Below are 15,879 nucleotides of genomic sequence, written 5' to 3'. Positions count from 1 at the left end.
TAAACTCAGTCCAAAGGCGGAACAGGCAACCCGCGTTTGGCGTAGAAGGCATCGACAAAGGCGGCCAATGTACCCTGTTGAATAGCCTCGCGCAAACCAGCCATAAGCACTTGATAATGGCGCAAGTTATGGATGGTATTGAGCATGCTTCCCAGCATTTCGCCGCACTTGTCCAGGTGATGCAGATAAGCGCGAGAGAAGTTCTGGCAGGTATAGCAATCGCAGGTCGGATCGAGCGGCGAATCATCATGGCGATGGAACGCGTTACGGATCTTCAGCACGCCGGTATCAATGAACAGATGCCCATTGCGGGCATTACGGGTTGGCATCACGCAATCGAACATGTCCACACCGCGGCGCACACCCTCAACCAAGTCTTCCGGTTTGCCAACGCCCATAAGGTAACGAGGTTTGTCAGCCGGCATCATGCCCGGCAGGTAATCCAGCACCTTGATCATCTCGTGTTTGGGCTCGCCCACCGACAGACCGCCGATGGCCAGGCCGTCGAAGCCGATCTTGTCGAGGCCTTCCAGGGAGCGCATGCGCAGGTCCTGGTGCATGCCGCCCTGAACGATACCGAACAGCGCCGCCGTGTTGTCGCCATGGGCTTCTTTCGAACGCTTGGCCCAACGCAGGGACAACTCCATGGAAATACGGGCGACGTCTTCGTCAGCCGGGTACGGCGTGCATTCGTCGAAAATCATCACAATGTCGGAGCCCAGGTCACGCTGGACCTGCATCGACTCTTCCGGCCCCATGAACACCTTGGCGCCGTCGACCGGAGAAGCGAAGGTCACGCCCTCCTCCTTGATCTTGCGCATCGCGCCCAGGCTGAACACCTGGAAACCGCCGGAGTCAGTCAGAATCGGGCCTTTCCACTGCATGAAATCGTGCAGGTCGCCGTGCTTCTTGATCACTTCCGTGCCCGGGCGCAGCCACAGGTGGAAGGTGTTGCCCAGAATGATTTCAGCGCCCGTCGCCTCGATATCCCGTGGCAGCATGCCCTTGACCGTGCCGTAGGTGCCCACCGGCATGAAAGCCGGGGTCTCGACGGTACCGCGCGGGAAGGTCAAACGACCGCGACGAGCCTTGCCATCAGTGGCCAGCAGCTCGAAAGACATACGACAGGTGCGACTCATACAGTTTCCTCTGGGCCCGATTCTTTAGGGGCAGTCGGCGCAGGATTACGCGTGATGAACATCGCATCACCGTAGCTGAAAAAGCGGTAACCGTTGTCGACCGCGGCCTTGTAGGCAGCCATGGTCTCGGGATAACCGGCGAACGCCGAAACCAGCATCAACAGCGTGGATTCAGGCAAATGGAAGTTGGTGACCAGGGCATCGACCACATGAAACGGCCGGCCCGGGTAGATGAAAATGTCGGTGTCGCCGCTGAACGGCTTGAGCACGCCATCGCGAGCGGCGCTTTCCAGGGAACGCACACTAGTAGTCCCCACCGCCACCACACGACCACCGCGAGCGCGGCAGGCTGCGACGGCATCCACCACGTCCTGACCGACTTCCAGCCATTCGCTGTGCATGTGGTGGTCTTCGAGCTTCTCCACGCGCACCGGCTGGAACGTGCCGGCGCCAACGTGCAAGGTCACGAACGCAGTCTCGACGCCCTTGGCGGCAATCGCCTCCAACAGCACCTGATCGAAATGCAGCCCCGCCGTTGGCGCCGCCACCGCGCCCAAACGCTCGGCGTAGACGGTCTGGTAACGCTCGCGGTCGGCGCCTTCATCCGGGCGGTCTATATAAGGAGGCAGCGGCATGTGCCCGACGCGGTCGAGCAACGGCAACACCTCCTCGGCGAACCCCAGCTCGAACAACGCATCGTGACGCGCCAGCATCTCGGCCTCGCCACCGCCATCGATCAGGATCTTCGACCCAGGCTTGGGCGACTTGCTGGAGCGCACATGGGCCAGCACGCGATGACTGTCCAGCACCCGCTCCACCAGGATTTCCAGCTTGCCGCCGGAAGCCTTCTGGCCAAACAGCCGCGCCGGAATCACCCGGGTATTGTTGAACACCATCAAATCGCCGGGGCGCAAATGCTCCAGCAAATCAGTGAATTGACGGTGTGCCAGGGCGCCGCTGACCCCATCCAGGGTCAACAGGCGACTATTGCGCCGCTCGGCCAGCGGATGGCGGGCGATCAGCGAATCAGGGAGCTCGAAGGTAAAGTCAGCAACGCGCATGATGGGGTTCGTCTAGCAGGGCCGGGAAGTCTAGCGGAATTATCAAAAATTCTCCATGTACCTGATTGACCAGCGGTTATCTCATCTCTATACTTCGCCGCCATTGAGCCCTGATGGCGGAATTGGTAGACGCGGCGGATTCAAAATCCGTTTTCGAAAGGAGTGGGAGTTCGAGTCTCCCTCGGGGCACCATTTGCAGTACATAGACGACTACCAGCGTCTACGCAACACCCCTAGAGCCCGCTAATTGCGGGCTTTTTGGTCTCTGGGGTTCCACCCCCGTCCCTTGCAAGCCAGCCTCTTTTTGGTACATTTTCTGTACAGATTCCAGTTCGAGAACCGGAGGTGTACAGCCATGCCCCTCACTGCCTTGCAAGTCAAAGCGTCCAAGCCTGCCGACAAGCAATACACGCTGAGTGATAGTTCGGGTCTTGCCCTTCTAGTCCAGCCGAACGGCCACAAGTACTGGCATTTCCGCTATTCGTATCATGGTCGCCCGGCACGCATGTCATTGGGCGTCTACCCGAGCATCTCCTTGCAGGAAGCTCGCGAACGAGCTGCCGAATGCCGCAAGCTGCTCAAGGAAGGGACCAATCCTGGAGCCAAACGCCGAGATGACAAGCAGCAGCAACGGGAGGCTGGACTCAACACCTTCAGGCGAGCTACGGAGTACTGGTATCAGTTCAAGGCCGACTCCGGCCGCAGCCATGCGACGCTAAAGAAGATTCGCGACTACCTCGACAAGGATCTGCTACCGGCACTCGGCGAGATGCAGCTGGAGCACATTACTCGCGCCGACTGCGCGAAGTTGCAGGCCAGCATCGAAAAGCGCGGGGCGTTCAATGTGGCAGACAAGGCTCGGACCTGGCTCAAGCAGATTTTCAGTCAGGCGATTGCGCGGGGGTTGTGCGAACACAATCCGGCTTCAGAACTTCATGCCATCGCGTTAGCGCCACCTTCCCCTGAGCACTATCCGCATTTGCGTGAAAACGAGCTGCCGGAATTTCTTCAGGCGCTGAGCAAGACCACCAGCCGGTTGCCGTCGAGGATTGCTTCGTGGATGGCAATACTGACGGCGAGCCGACCCGGCATGGTTCGGTATGCGACGTGGGATGAAATCGATTTTGAAGAAGGGACGTGGACCATACCGGCTGAAACTATGAAGATGCGCCGGGACTATGTCAGTCCCCTACCCCATCAACTGATCGCGATGCTGATCAAGCTGCACCAATGCACTGGACGCAGCAGCTACCTGTTTCCGGGTAGTGGTGAGAAACGGCCCGTCATCAGCGAGAACACGATCAATCTGGTGTTTGCCAAGATTGGCTATAAAGGGCGGATGGTGAGCCATGGAGTTCGCCACACCGCGAGCACGCTGCTGCGCGAACATGGGTGGCTGAAGGATCATGTTGAAAGTCAACTGGCGCATGTCGAGGGTGGCATTGCTGGGGAGTACAACCAGGCGCTGTACCTGACGCAACGGCGGATCATGATGCAGTGGTATGCCGATTATCTCGATGCGCTCAGGGTCGGGATTACGGCGAGCCTGCGGGATCAGTTTGATACGCGGGTTAATCAGTTTCTGTCGCGTAAGTCTTCGGAGCTTCTCGGGGTCAACGCGGTCGGTGGCGGCATCAGCGCCTTGGAAGATGAGCGTGGCGCATTCCAGCGCTAACACGTCAGTGAAATCTCCACAGCTTTGCCTTCCACGCGGGCCCTTCCAAGCAGGGCTGCAAAGCCGCCCTGCTTGGAAGGGCCTCACTTGAAAAATCTAAAAGTCAGCGTAACCGTCTTCTAGAAACCACGGATTTCCATAGACGGCTTACGCCATTCGCAGCCGCAGAATTCTCGAAAAATCGAGCCTTGACCCTGTCTATCGGCGAGTGTAGAAAAGATCGTGCTAGTGCTGTCGTTGACAGCAACCCAGGTAGCCAGAACCTTCAGGGCTACGCCACACCGTGGTGGTTCTCCCCTAAGTGCGATTAGCGTCCGGCGGCTCGCACAGTCACAGCGATGTGATGGATGCCTACTTCTCAGCTTTGCCTACTGCGGCAAAACCCACCCTACCCGGCTGCCCTGCAGCAACCTATCCGCTTGGCCATTCCACTGCGCCAACCTGCGTCCGTCTCTTACTTCCTGGAAGAGACGGACGCGCCTACCGCTGCTGCAGCCCAACTCGTACAAGGCTTTGCGGCATCTCCCCTCGTGACAATCGGCGTGACAAACACCGAAGTCACCAGCAACAGCGATGCAGATGATGGTGCCGCAGCCCACGGAATGGACTGCACCTGACTGACAGTCAGGCATGCCCCGGTCATCGCCTCACTGCCTTCACCCGACTCAGGATCTCGCGGCACTGGCCTCGTCAGCCAGCGCAGCCTCCACCCGCCCACTTCCTCGGAAGTGTTCAGGAGGCCAGATCATGAGATGCCCAAGCTCTTGGCCGTAAGGAGCCGACAGTCCCGCGTGAGTGGACAACCCTCACAGGTCGCAGGGGCCTTGATCCCTGATAGCACTCAACATCCATGGCGGGGTGACGTGGGGATGGTTTTAAAGGTTTGGCTTCGACAGGAGTTTGATCATGGCATTGGTAGGTAGACGGGATGGGCGCAATTTTGGATGGGGTCGGCAACTGAGCTATGCCGGGCCGCAGGCATTGCGCGATATGTTTGGCGGCGGGCATTACGGCACGGTCAAGGCACACAGTGATCGCTGGCAGGCGTTTGTGCGCTGGTGTCGGTCGGAGGATGGGCCAGGGTTTAACGATGCACGAAGAATTGATCGGCAGACCTTGCTGGACTACGCCGGGCATCTGCGGCAGCAAGTCGAACAAGGCGCTATCGGCATCGCCACCGCGCAAAATCGGTTGTCCAGTGTGAACAGAACCATGGCGGCGCTTCGCGGTGATCAGTATGTGAAAGTGCCGAGCCCGAGCAAGGCGTTGGGAATGCATCGCACCAGTGTTCGTCGCTCGGTGCCGCAAGGCCAAGACCGCGAACACGTGAAGCGGATCGTCGAAGTGCTCTGCGAACACCAAATGCCGCGCGCCGCGGCCATCGCGCAGCTGGCACGAGCCACCGGTATGCGCTTGCGCGAGGCCATTCTGGCCGACCTTCCACGCCTAAAACGTGAGGCCGAACACTACGGCAAGATCAACATCCAGGAGGGCACCAAAGGTGGTCGCTCAGGTGCGTCGGCACCTCGCTGGATTACGGTGGATGATCATATTCGTGACGCACTGAAGTTTGCCGAACGGGTCTCGCCTGACGATAGCCGCAACCTGCTTGCACCGGATGAACGCTACCTCGATTTCCAACGGGGAGTCGTTCGTCCCGCACGGGTCATCCTCCATCAGCACAAGCTCAAAGGCTTCCACGAGTTACGAGCCGCTTATGCGTGCGAGCGCTACGAGCACATCACTGGCCATCTCGCCCCCATCAATGGTGGCCGTTGCTATCACCTCGACCGACATCTCGATCGAAAGGCACGCTTACAAATCAGCTATGAGCTGGGACACGGTCGAATCGACGTGGTATCGGCGTACATCGGTGGTCGGTATGAATAAACTATTCGATATGGAGATCTTCTTGGCTGGAATACTGACTGGAGCACATACCTCACGCGAACGTCACATCCGCCAGGCCAAGGCTATTCAAACAGCCATTTCTGAACGCTGGAGCCGAGATAATCCATGGACATGGCAAAGAAAGCATCTCGCTTGGTTTTTGAACCACCACATGAACTCAAACTCAAAATCGACGCGCTACTACTACCTGCTGACCACAAGCCTGATCACTCTGCGCCTAGGAAAATCCTGGAATTTTCAACGTTAGCCGAATGCCAGCAACTGCGCGCTCTGTATCCCTCACCGGCAGATTGAGCCAGCCAACGATTTGATGGGGATTAGGGCGGACCTCTTGGGCCCCTGAACCTAACCTCTGTTGTTTGATAACCTCTATGTTTTACTGATGGACTGAGGGTTGTAGCTCGAGGCTACAGGCTTCACCTGAGACGTAGAGGCTGAAGGCAGTGATAAACACTAGTCTGGTGGCGAAGCTAAGGGCTGAGAATGCAAGATTGGTTGCCTTGCTGGATGCTCATGGCATCGAATGGCGCCCGCCTGCTGAGCCAGTCAAGATAGCGATTGTCCAAGCAGAACAATCACAGCAACTCGATACTGATGGAAAGCTTGCCCTATTCCGAAGCTTGTTTCGTGGTAGGACGGACGTTTATCCCATCCGCTGGGAAAGCAAGGCAGGCAAATCAGGATACGCACCCGCTTGCGCAAACGAATGGAGACCTGGCGTTTGTGAGAAGCCCCGAATTAAATGTGGCGACTGCGGTAACCGCCAGCTGCTTCCGCTGACTGATGAGGTGATCTATCGCCATCTGGCGGGCGAAGTGGTCGTTGGTATCTACCCCCTACTCTCTGATGACACTTGTTATTTTTTGGCGGTCGACTTCGATGAGGCCGAATGGCGTGATGATTCCAAAGCTTTTGTGCAGTCATGCCATGAGCTGAACGTCCCGGTGGCGCTGGAAATATCGCGCTCAGGCCAAGGAGCTCATGGCTGGATTTTCTTTGAGCGTAATGTTCCTGCCTGCGATGCGCGCCGCCTCGGTGCCGCAATCATCAGTCATGCCTGTGAGCGCACCCGCCAGTTGGCGCTCAGCTCCTATGATCGACTGTTTCCAAACCAGGACTATATGCCCAAAGGCGGCTTTGGAAATCTCATCGCGCTCCCTTTACAAAAGCGGGCCAGGGCCCAAAACAATAGCGTTTTTGTAGACGACTCGCTTGAGCCTCATCCTGATCAATGGGCCTTCCTGGCATCGATTCAGCGCATGAGTCCAGAAGATATCCAGCCCGTTATTATCCAGGCGATGGGTAATCGGGACCCTCTAGGGGTCGCCTATGTCGATGACGAAGGTGATGCAGAACCTTGGAAAGATCGTGAATCGAGATCACGTAAATTGACATGCCCGTTGCCTGCTGCTGTCAACATCACGCTGGCTAACTTAATTTACTTTGAAAAGTCGGAATTGCCACAGCCATTGGCAAACCAGCTTGTCCGGCTCGCTGCCTTTCAAAATCCTGAGTTCTACAAAGCTCAGGCCATGCGCATGTCAGTGTGGAACAAGCCAAGGATTATCGGCTGTGCCCAGAACTTCCCCAAACATATTGCGTTACCACGTGGCTGTTTGGATGCTGCGCTGGAGCTTTTAGAGGAAAACGGGGTTACCCCTATTCTTAAAGACGAACGCTTCGCGGGCGACCCCATCGACGTGAGCTTTCTCGGGACCCTGCGTTCTGACCAAGAGGCTGCTGTCAGCGCAATGCTAAGTCATGACACCGGTATCCTCTGCGCACCGACAGCTTTCGGTAAAACGGTGAGTGCTGCTGCGTTGATTGCCGCACGTGGCATTAACACGTTGGTGCTTGTGCATCGGACGGAACTGTTAAGGCAGTGGCAAGAGCGCTTGCAGGCGTTCTTGGGAGTCGGGAATGGTGTCGTTGGTACTCTTGGGGGCGGAAAAGCGAAGCTTACAGGCATCATCGACATTGCCGTAATGCAGTCGTTATCGCGAAAAGGTGAGATCAGCGATCAGGTAAAAAACTATGGCCAGATCATCGTTGATGAGTGTCATCACCTATCAGCAGTGTCATTCGAGGCACTACTGAGGAGCGCGACCGCGCGGTACGTACTGGGACTCACAGCAACCCCAGTGCGCCGAGATGGACAGCAGCCCATTATTTTCATGCAGTGCGGACCGATCCGACATTCTGCTGCTCGGCCAGCGAGTGCGCCCCATGACCTATCTGTCGTGCCTCGATTGCTGCCCAAACCAATAGTGGTCCCCGACGGCTTTGGGATTCAGGACGTTTTTCGGCGTCTAGCCGACGACTCTGAGCGGACAGCCAAAATCGTCTCGGAGATTGAGCTGGCGTACAACGAGGGTAGAAAAATTCTAGTGTTAACGGAGCGGACGGAACATGTGGATGCCCTTGAATTAGAATTGAAGCAGCGCGTGCATAACCTTTTCACTCTTCATGGGCGAGTGCCTAAGAAACAGCGAACTTCCCGTATGCATGAGCTTGAGTCCCTTCCCCCTGATGCTCCACGAGTGCTGCTGGCAACAGGAAAACTAGTAGGTGAAGGCTTCGATCATCCGCCGTTGGACACGCTGGTGCTGGCAATGCCCATCTCATGGAAGGGTATCCTTCAGCAATATGCGGGACGATTGCATCGATCGCATGCCGAAAAGGCCGACGTGAGAGTGATCGACTTCGTTGACGAGGGTAATGTCGCGCTGATGAGGATGTGGGATAAGCGCCAGGCGGGTTACAAAGCGATGGGCTACCGCATGGCTGATTCCATGGTCACCATGGACCTACTCTAACTCTAACGTGGTTGACAGTTGACATATCAACGACCCCACTTTCGTAGACGAATGACCGGCCGCTGTCGGTTGGCTGCAGCCCTTCGAGACAGGCTGAAATCGGCCAAAAGCAGCAGTTCAAGACTCCTAAAAACCCAGAGGTCATTCAGCTTTGTGCTGAGCCACGTGAGCGTTAAACCGCCCCAACAACGCTTACGGGTAGGCCGGGGCTATCTTTGCCTGCTCGATCAGCCAATCGATGAGCAAAGCTATCTCAGGGATATCGCGACTCTCCTCGTTGCAGATGCAGAAATAATCCATCCCTGTCGGCACCTTCAGTGCAAAGGGTTGCACCAGGCGTCCCTCATCCAGGTCGCGTGACGAGTTGATCTCATCGCTGAGTGCAACACCATAGCCATCGCGAGCGGCCTGCAAGGCGATGCCGAGGTCTTCCAGATGGACATCGGCATCGCCCGGATAGGGCAGGCGAGCCTCAAGCAACCAGCGCCGCCATTGAGTGCCGTCATCTTCATGCAAAAGACGATGGTGAATCAGGTCAGAGGGTTGCTTGAGCGCGTGGGGGCCGCGCAGCAATTGCGGGCAGCAAACCGGAAACATGTGCAGGTTCTGCAATGGTCGCCACCAGAAACCTTCCCAGATCGGGGCGTCATAGAGCACGGCAACATCAGCCCTGCGCCAGTCCACCTCGCTGATGTCGTCGGCAGTAATGACGCGCAGATGAATATGCGGATGTTCTGCACGAAAGGTGAACAACTTCGGCATCAGCCAGGCCGCGCCAAAAACCGGCTCTGTCGAAATGGTCAAGACTTTCGCCGTCGGCTCTTGGAAGTCCGCCTCGCAGATCTGTCGCACCCCTTCAGTGATTTCGCCGATGCCTCGCGCTACCGAACGTTGTAATGCCAAACCACGCTCCGTCAGCACCAGGTGGCGCCCCTGCTTATAGAACAGTTTGATGCCAAGTGAACCTTGCAAGGCTCTGATTTGCTGGCTGACGGCGCCCGCAGTCACATGCAGTTCAGCGGCGGCAGCGCCGACATGGCCCAGCCTTGCAACACATTCAAATACGCGAAACGCATGGAGCGGAGGCAAGGGCATGCGGGTCTACCATTTAGTTTTTCTGCCTGTTTTGTTGGCAATTTATATAGGTTGATTGCGCCTTCAGCAACCGCAAAGATTCAGCGGAGGGAGGCTAAAGACAACAATTCAATAGGTGGCCCTACGAAGCGCAGGCAACAACAGGCGTGGCAAATAAGCGATGAGGGATGGGCTCGGTGCACCTCTACCTGTTTCGCTCGTGTGCCTTGGTAAATGAGATATCTGGCTGGATAACCTGGGGGACTCGTTACATGGATCAAGAACAAGACATTCAGTTGGCAACAGAGCCGTTGATGGCAGATCAAGCCGCAATGGAGGGGCCTACGAACCCGGGAAGGCGCCGGTTCAATATGGGCGCGTTGGTGGCTATTACTGCAACTGCCATCGGTACGTCAGGTCTTGGACGCCTGGCTCGAGCCGCGGAGCCCAACCCTACCTCCGATGGCTATCGGGTGCCCGCAGAGTGGGAGCCACACCAGAGCGTATTGATGGCGTACCCCTATGACAAGAGCTACAAGGACCAGCTGAAACCCATGCAGGATTCTGTCATCAACGTAGCGAATGCCATTGCGCAGTTCGAGCCGGTCTTGATGATGGCGATGACCGGCAATACCGAGGTTGTACGCAAGCGCTGCGGCCCTAACGTTACTGTCATCGAGTATCCATACAACGATTGCTGGACCCGTGATACCGCGCCAGTCTTCGCGCTGAGCCCATCAGGGCACGACATGCTGGGACGCGATTTCATTTTCAACGGCTGGGGCAACAGGTGGTCGGCCACCCTGGATGATCAATTGCCCGTCGGTGTGTGCGCCACCCTTAACGTGCCTAAATCACCAATCAATATGGTGTTTGAAGGTGGCGCGGTGATTACCGATGGGCAGGGCACGCTCATTACCACCGAACAGTGCCTGCTCAATCCCAATCGCAACCCGAGCATGACCAAGGCACAGATCGAGACCACGCTGCTGCGTGCCTATAACGCGAGCAAGATGATCTGGCTGCCGTATGGGGTGTACGGCGACGACGGCGCTGCCGCTACCGATGGGCATGTCGACCTGGTTGCTGCCTACGTCGAGCCAGCCCATCTGTTATTGAATTACCCGTCGGACCCAAGCAACCCCAACGTGCCCAGGATGGCGGCAAACCTGACAGTGCTGCAACAAAGCACCGATGCAAGGGGCCGCCCCTTCAAGATTACCAAGATGCCCGTTCAGCCAACATTCAAGGTGTCAGGCCTGACGGTGGAGAACTTCAGCTACATCAACTTCTACAAATCCAACGTCGGCATCGTGGTTCCTACTTCAAGCACTCCTGCAGATGAGATTGCCTTGAATCTCTTCCGGGAGATTTTTCCGGGACGGCCAGTCGTGGGTGTCGATGGCACCATCCTTGCCAACAATGGCGGTGGTGTGCATTGCATCACCCAACACATTCCTAGTGTCGGTTAGCGCTGAAAAGAATTGCCGCCTATGAGACGCAAGCAATAGCCAGACTGCTTTCCCTCGCAGGGTTGGGCCAGTTCGGCTGATCCAGCCCTGCGCGGGGAATCACCGCCTAACTCCAAAAGATGACGTGCCCGCGTTTGTGCATGCCGCTGCCTGGTGCATCCCGTCAGCGCCTGCACGAAGCGTAGGAGACTTCGGCGTCAGACCATATCGTTTAGTTTTTTTGCTTGAATTACTTGTAGTTTATATAGATTGATTGTGACTCAAGCAGCCGTAACAATTCATTTGGAGCTAGGCCAAAGACAATAATTCAAAAGGTGGTCCTATGAAGTACAAGCAGCAACAGCCGTGGCAAAAAATCGATATGGGAGCGGACTCGGTGTCCTGGCGCACCGCCCGCGTTGGAGTCGGCAGCCTGCGTGCCGTCCTGCTGAAAGCTCTGACGATGCTTGCTGGCCCGGCGCTGGCAGCCGAACGAGTAGGCACCATTTCCCAAAGCTGTGAGAAATGGATCAAGCATCAACTCCCCCGCTCGCTCCTCGCTACGATCTGCAGCCTGGGCCTGCTGACCGCTAACGCGAATGCGGAGGAGCGCACCCTGCGTGTCTACAACTGGTTCGACTACGTCGCCCCGCAGACCCTGGACAACTTCAAGAAGGAGAACGGCGCAAAACTGGTCTACGACATCTTCGACAGCAACGAAACCCTGGAGGCCAAACTGCTCACCGGCAACTCCGGCTATGACGTGGTGGTGCCGTCCGACAGTTTCCTCGCCAAGCAGATTCAGGCCGACGCTTTCCAGCCACTTGACCGCAGCAAGCTACCCAACTGGAAGCATCTGGACCCGCAACTGATGAAGCTGATCGAAGCCAACGATCCGGGTAACCGTTTCGCCGTGCCTTATTTGTACGGAACCGTACTGATCGGTTTCAACCCGGCCAAGGTCAAGGCTGCGCTCGGCGAAAACGCGCCGGTGGACAGCTGGGATCTGATCTTCAAGGAAGAGAACATTGCCAAGCTCAAGCAGTGCGGCGTGGCCCTTCTCGATTCGCCGACGGATATGATCCCCATCGCCCTCCACTACCTGGGCCTGCCGCCCAACAGCACTCAGGCCAAGGACTACGCGAAGGCCGAAGAACTGCTGAAAAAGATCCGCCCCAACGTCGCCTACTTCCACTCCTCAAAATACATGACCGATATCGCCAATGGTGACATCTGCGTGGCCGTGGGTTACTCCGGCAGTTTCTCCCAGGCGGCCAATCGCGCCAAGGAGGCCGGTAACGGCGTGGTGGTGGACATGCGCTTGCCCAAGGAGGGCGCACCGGTCTGGTTCGACGTGCTGGCCATCCCCAAGGATGCGAAGAACCCGGATGATGCCCATGCCTTGATCAACTACCTGCTGCAACCGCAGGTGATTGCTCCGATCAGCGACTTCGTCGGTTATCCCAACCCGAACAAGGACGCCACTGCCCTGGTCAGCCCGGAAATCCGCAACAACCCCAATCTCTACCCCGCCGCCGACATCCAGACTTCTCTATTCGCGCTGGTGCCTCTGCCGTCCAGTGCAGAACGCGCTCGCACCCGTGCATGGACCAAGCTCAAGTCGGGAACCTGACAGTAAATTGCGCTGCGCCAGTGAAACTCAACGGAACCAGGCGCATGGCCGATGCGGTTTCGCTGGCACGCGGCGCCAATCTAGTCACCTTGCAGACCCAGTAGCCATTGGTAAAAGCATGATTGAAGTAACCGAAGTTTCCATTGCCGAGCTGCGCGCAGCCCTCGAAGCTGGCCGAACCACGGCAGTTGAGCTGGTCCAGGCCTATCTCTCACGGATCGATGCCTACGACGGCCCCAACACGCCCACCGCCCTCAACGCAGTGGTGGTGCGCAACCCGAATGCGCTTGAAGAAGCGCAGGCCTCCGACGCCCGTCGTGCCCGTGGTGAGACCCTCGGCCCGCTCGATGGTATTCCCTATACAGCCAAGGACAGCTATCTGATCAAAGGCCTGAGCGCGGCGTCCGGCAGCCCGGCCTTCAAGGACCTGGTTGCCTATCGCGATGCGTTCACCATCGAGCGCTTGCGCGGCGCCGGTGCGATCTGCCTGGGCAAGACCAATATGCCGCCCATGGCCAATGGCGGTATGCAGCGCGGCGTGTATGGCCGTGCCGAGAGCCCGTACAACGCGGACTACCTCACTGCACCCTTCGCCTCGGGTTCCTCCAATGGCGCAGGCACGGCCACCGCTGCCAGTTTCGCCGCCTTCGGCCTTGCTGAGGAAACCTGGTCGAGCGGTCGCGGGCCGGCCTCAAACAATGGTCTGTGCGCCTATACACCGTCGCGCGGGGTGATCTCGGTGCGCGGCAACTGGCCACTGACGCCAACCATGGATGTGGTCGTGCCCTATGCCAGGACCATGGCCGACCTGCTCGAAGTGCTCGACGTGGTGGTGGCCGAAGACGCCGACAAACGTGGCGACCTATGGCGCTTGCAGCCTTGGGTGCCGATCCCCAGCGTCGCCTCGGTGCGCCCCGCTTCCTACCTGGAATTGGCTGCCAGGCCCGCCGCACTCGCCGGCAAGCGCTTGGGCGTACCGCGCATGTACATCAACGCCGACCCCGACGCGGGCACCAGCGAAGCGCCAGGTATCGGGTGGGCGACAGGCCAGCGGATCAACACTCGCCCCTCGGTGATTGCCCTCTGGGAAAACGCGCGAAAGACTCTTGAAGCGGCCGGTGCCGAAGTGGTCGAGACGGACTTCCCGCTGGTCTCCAATTGCGAGGGAGATCGACCTGGGGCGCCGACGGTGTTAACCCGCGGCCTGGTGTCCAAGGAATTCCTCCATCACGAACTGTGGGACCTGACCGCCTGGGCATTCGATGACTTCCTGCAGGCCAACGACGATCCCAAACTAAACCGTCTGGCTGACGTCGACGGCCCGCAGATTTTTCCGCACGCCCCAGGCGCTCTGCCTGACCGCGAAGATGGCCCGGCCATTGGCATGGACGAATACGTGCGCATAGCGGAGCGTGGCATCACCCCGTGGGATCAGATCGCCACGCTGTCTGATGGCCTACGCGGGCTGGAGCAGACCCGGCGTATCGATCTTGAGGAGTGGATGGATCGGCTGGGGCTCGACGCGGTGATTTTCCCGGCGGTCGCCGACGTGGGCCCGGCGAATGCCGATGTCGATCCGCAATCGGCGGATATCGCCTGGAGCAACGGCGTCTGGGTCGCCAACGGCAACCTCGTCATCCGTCACCTCGGCGTGCCAACGGTCACCGTGCCGATGGGTGTGGTGCCGGACATCGGCATGCCCGTCGGCCTGACGTTTGCCGGTCGCGCCTACGACGACTCAGCGCTGCTGCGCCTGGCGTCGGCATTTGAGGCCACCGGATCGAAGCGCTTGATCCCGGTGCGAACCCCACCCTTGCCAGGCGGCTGAAAACCGCAATGGGTCTGGCGCGATAAAGCGCCAATCCTGCCCATTCACGGCAAGCCCGAGCAACAGAAACCAACCTTTGCCCCAGCGAGCACTGCTTGAGCGTGCACATGTCTGGGTCAGCTTCAGTAACCCGCATTGAGAATCCCATGCTAAATGACAATTCGATAATCGATCAGGCGATGACGCGTGACAGCCTGTACGGCACCGAGGGTGAACCGACCTACGGTGGTATCACCAGCTTTATGCGGCGTCGATACACCCGCGATTTGCGTGGTGTGGATATCGCCATCAGCGGCATTCCGTTCGATTCCGCGACCAGCAATCGACCGGGCAGCCGCTTCGGACCACGGGCTATACGTGAGGCATCGGTACAGTCCGCCTGGGCACGTCACTGGCCTTGGGAGTTTGACCCGTTCGACCTGCTGGCTTGTGTCGATTATGGCGATTGCTACTTCGATTACGGCACCCCGGAGCAGACCCCGGCGGCGATCAGGGCCCATGCCGAGCGGATCCTGGCGGCAGGTACTGCGATGCTGACCCTGGGCGGCGATCACTTCATCAGCTATCCGCTGCTGCAAGCTCACGCGGCCAAGTATGGTCCGCTGTCCCTGATCCATTTCGATGCACACCATGACCTGGAATCCGACGGCGAGGACAAGCGCATCGACCACGGCTCGATGTTCTATCACGCCGTCCGCGAAGGGCTGGTTGATCCTGCGCGGTCCATCCAGATTGGCCAGCGCACGACCAATGACGACGTCATGGGCTTTCAGGTGTTGAATGCCAGTGAGGTGCATGATCGCTCTACCAAGGAATTAGCGGAGATTATCCGGGCGCGCGTTGGCGACCATCCGGTCTATCTCACCTTCGATATCGACTGCCTCGACCCGGCATTTGCCCCGGGCACGGGGACGCCGGTCTGCGGTGGACTATCGAGCCATCAGGCCTTGGCGATTCTGCGAGGTCTGCGCGGTATCAACCTGATTGGCATGGACGTGGTGGAGGTAGCACCGCCCTATGACCACGCCGAGATTACTGCGCTTGCCGGGGCCGCGTTGGCGATGGAGATGATCTGCCTGTATGCCGCGCGGCATAAGCTGTAAACCAGTGGTCTGGACAACTACAGACATTTTTCGACCAGTTGCTCTCAAGACAGCAACTGGCCCAGAGTGTGTAAAAACGCATTAGGGCCTTGTCGGCGCGAAGAGCCGACGGCTGTTCGCTGAGTGAGTCCGCTTAAGGCACCATAGTTGATCAATATCGCATCGGTGCCCTTCAGCAAGGTTCTACA

At 58.1% G+C, this 15,879-nt stretch carries 11 protein-coding genes and 1 tRNA gene; 9 read left to right on the top strand and 3 right to left on the bottom strand.

Annotation, left to right across the window (positions count from 1 at the left end):
* Positions 1-5: 5 nt before the first annotated feature.
* Together tgt and queA are read right to left on the bottom strand one after the other, a co-directional pair.
* Entirely contained in the window at positions 6-1,121 is a 1,116-nt protein-coding gene (gene tgt / locus KGB20_RS10240; RefSeq protein WP_162130301.1) for a tRNA guanosine(34) transglycosylase Tgt, read from the bottom strand.
* A gap of 14 nt (positions 1,122-1,135) precedes the next feature.
* Positions 1,136-2,200, bottom strand: coding sequence for a tRNA preQ1(34) S-adenosylmethionine ribosyltransferase-isomerase QueA (gene queA, locus KGB20_RS10235; RefSeq protein WP_110660602.1), 1,065 nt, complete (start codon positions 2,198-2,200; stop codon positions 1,136-1,138).
* A gap of 107 nt (positions 2,201-2,307) precedes the next feature.
* On the opposite strand from queA, the gene KGB20_RS10230 reads away from it, so the two are divergent.
* The 5 genes from KGB20_RS10230 to KGB20_RS10210 all read left to right on the top strand — a co-directional run bounded on the left by KGB20_RS10230 (position 2,308) and on the right by KGB20_RS10210 (position 8,602).
* Positions 2,308-2,392 (top strand) — tRNA-Leu (locus KGB20_RS10230).
* Positions 2,393-2,555: 163 nt separating this feature from the next.
* Positions 2,556-3,875: a tyrosine-type recombinase/integrase gene (locus KGB20_RS10225; protein ID WP_223532227.1), complete on the top strand. Its 1,320-nt coding sequence runs from the start codon at positions 2,556-2,558 to the stop codon at positions 3,873-3,875.
* Positions 3,876-4,781: 906 nt separating this feature from the next.
* Positions 4,782-5,765, top strand: coding sequence for an integrase domain-containing protein (locus tag KGB20_RS10220; RefSeq protein ID WP_108216504.1), 984 nt, complete (start codon positions 4,782-4,784; stop codon positions 5,763-5,765).
* Positions 5,758-6,033 (top strand): hypothetical protein, encoded by a 276-nt coding sequence (locus KGB20_RS10215; protein ID WP_108216503.1) that lies wholly within the window; start codon positions 5,758-5,760, stop codon positions 6,031-6,033. Before KGB20_RS10220 ends, KGB20_RS10215 begins: the two co-directional genes overlap by 8 nt.
* Before the next feature lie 196 nt (positions 6,034-6,229).
* Positions 6,230-8,602 carry a TOTE conflict system archaeo-eukaryotic primase domain-containing protein gene (locus tag KGB20_RS10210; protein WP_223532225.1) on the top strand — a complete coding sequence of 791 codons (2,373 nt, stop codon included), beginning with the start codon at positions 6,230-6,232 and terminating at the stop codon, positions 8,600-8,602.
* Positions 8,603-8,794: 192 nt separating this feature from the next.
* On the opposite strand, the gene KGB20_RS10205 is transcribed toward KGB20_RS10210, so the two are convergent.
* Positions 8,795-9,697, bottom strand: a complete 903-nt coding sequence (locus KGB20_RS10205) for a LysR substrate-binding domain-containing protein (RefSeq protein WP_223532223.1) — start codon at positions 9,695-9,697, stop codon at positions 8,795-8,797.
* 251 nt (positions 9,698-9,948) lie between these two features.
* On the opposite strand from KGB20_RS10205, the gene KGB20_RS10200 reads away from it, so the two are divergent.
* The 4 genes from KGB20_RS10200 (at position 9,949) to speB (ending at position 15,691) form a co-directional block, all read left to right on the top strand.
* Entirely contained in the window at positions 9,949-11,148 is a 1,200-nt protein-coding gene (locus KGB20_RS10200; protein ID WP_223532221.1) for an agmatine deiminase family protein, read from the top strand.
* Positions 11,149-11,470: 322 nt separating this feature from the next.
* Positions 11,471-12,760, top strand: coding sequence for a polyamine ABC transporter substrate-binding protein (locus KGB20_RS10195; protein ID WP_223502591.1), 1,290 nt, complete (start codon positions 11,471-11,473; stop codon positions 12,758-12,760).
* Between the two features lie 118 nt (positions 12,761-12,878).
* Positions 12,879-14,588: an amidase gene (locus KGB20_RS10190; RefSeq protein WP_108216500.1), complete on the top strand. Its 1,710-nt coding sequence runs from the start codon at positions 12,879-12,881 to the stop codon at positions 14,586-14,588.
* 146 nt (positions 14,589-14,734) lie between these two features.
* Complete coding sequence (gene speB / locus KGB20_RS10185) at positions 14,735-15,691, top strand: agmatinase (RefSeq protein WP_223532219.1); 957 nt, start codon at positions 14,735-14,737, stop codon at positions 15,689-15,691.
* The last annotated feature ends 188 nt before the right edge of the window (positions 15,692-15,879 follow it).

This window comes from Pseudomonas sp. BF-R-30 (genome assembly GCF_019956175.1).
GTDB classification, from domain to species: Bacteria; Pseudomonadota; Gammaproteobacteria; order Pseudomonadales; family Pseudomonadaceae; genus Aquipseudomonas; species Aquipseudomonas jessenii.
The sequence above is the reverse complement of the archived record's forward strand: the minus strand, read 5'-3'. Positions and strand labels throughout refer to the sequence as shown.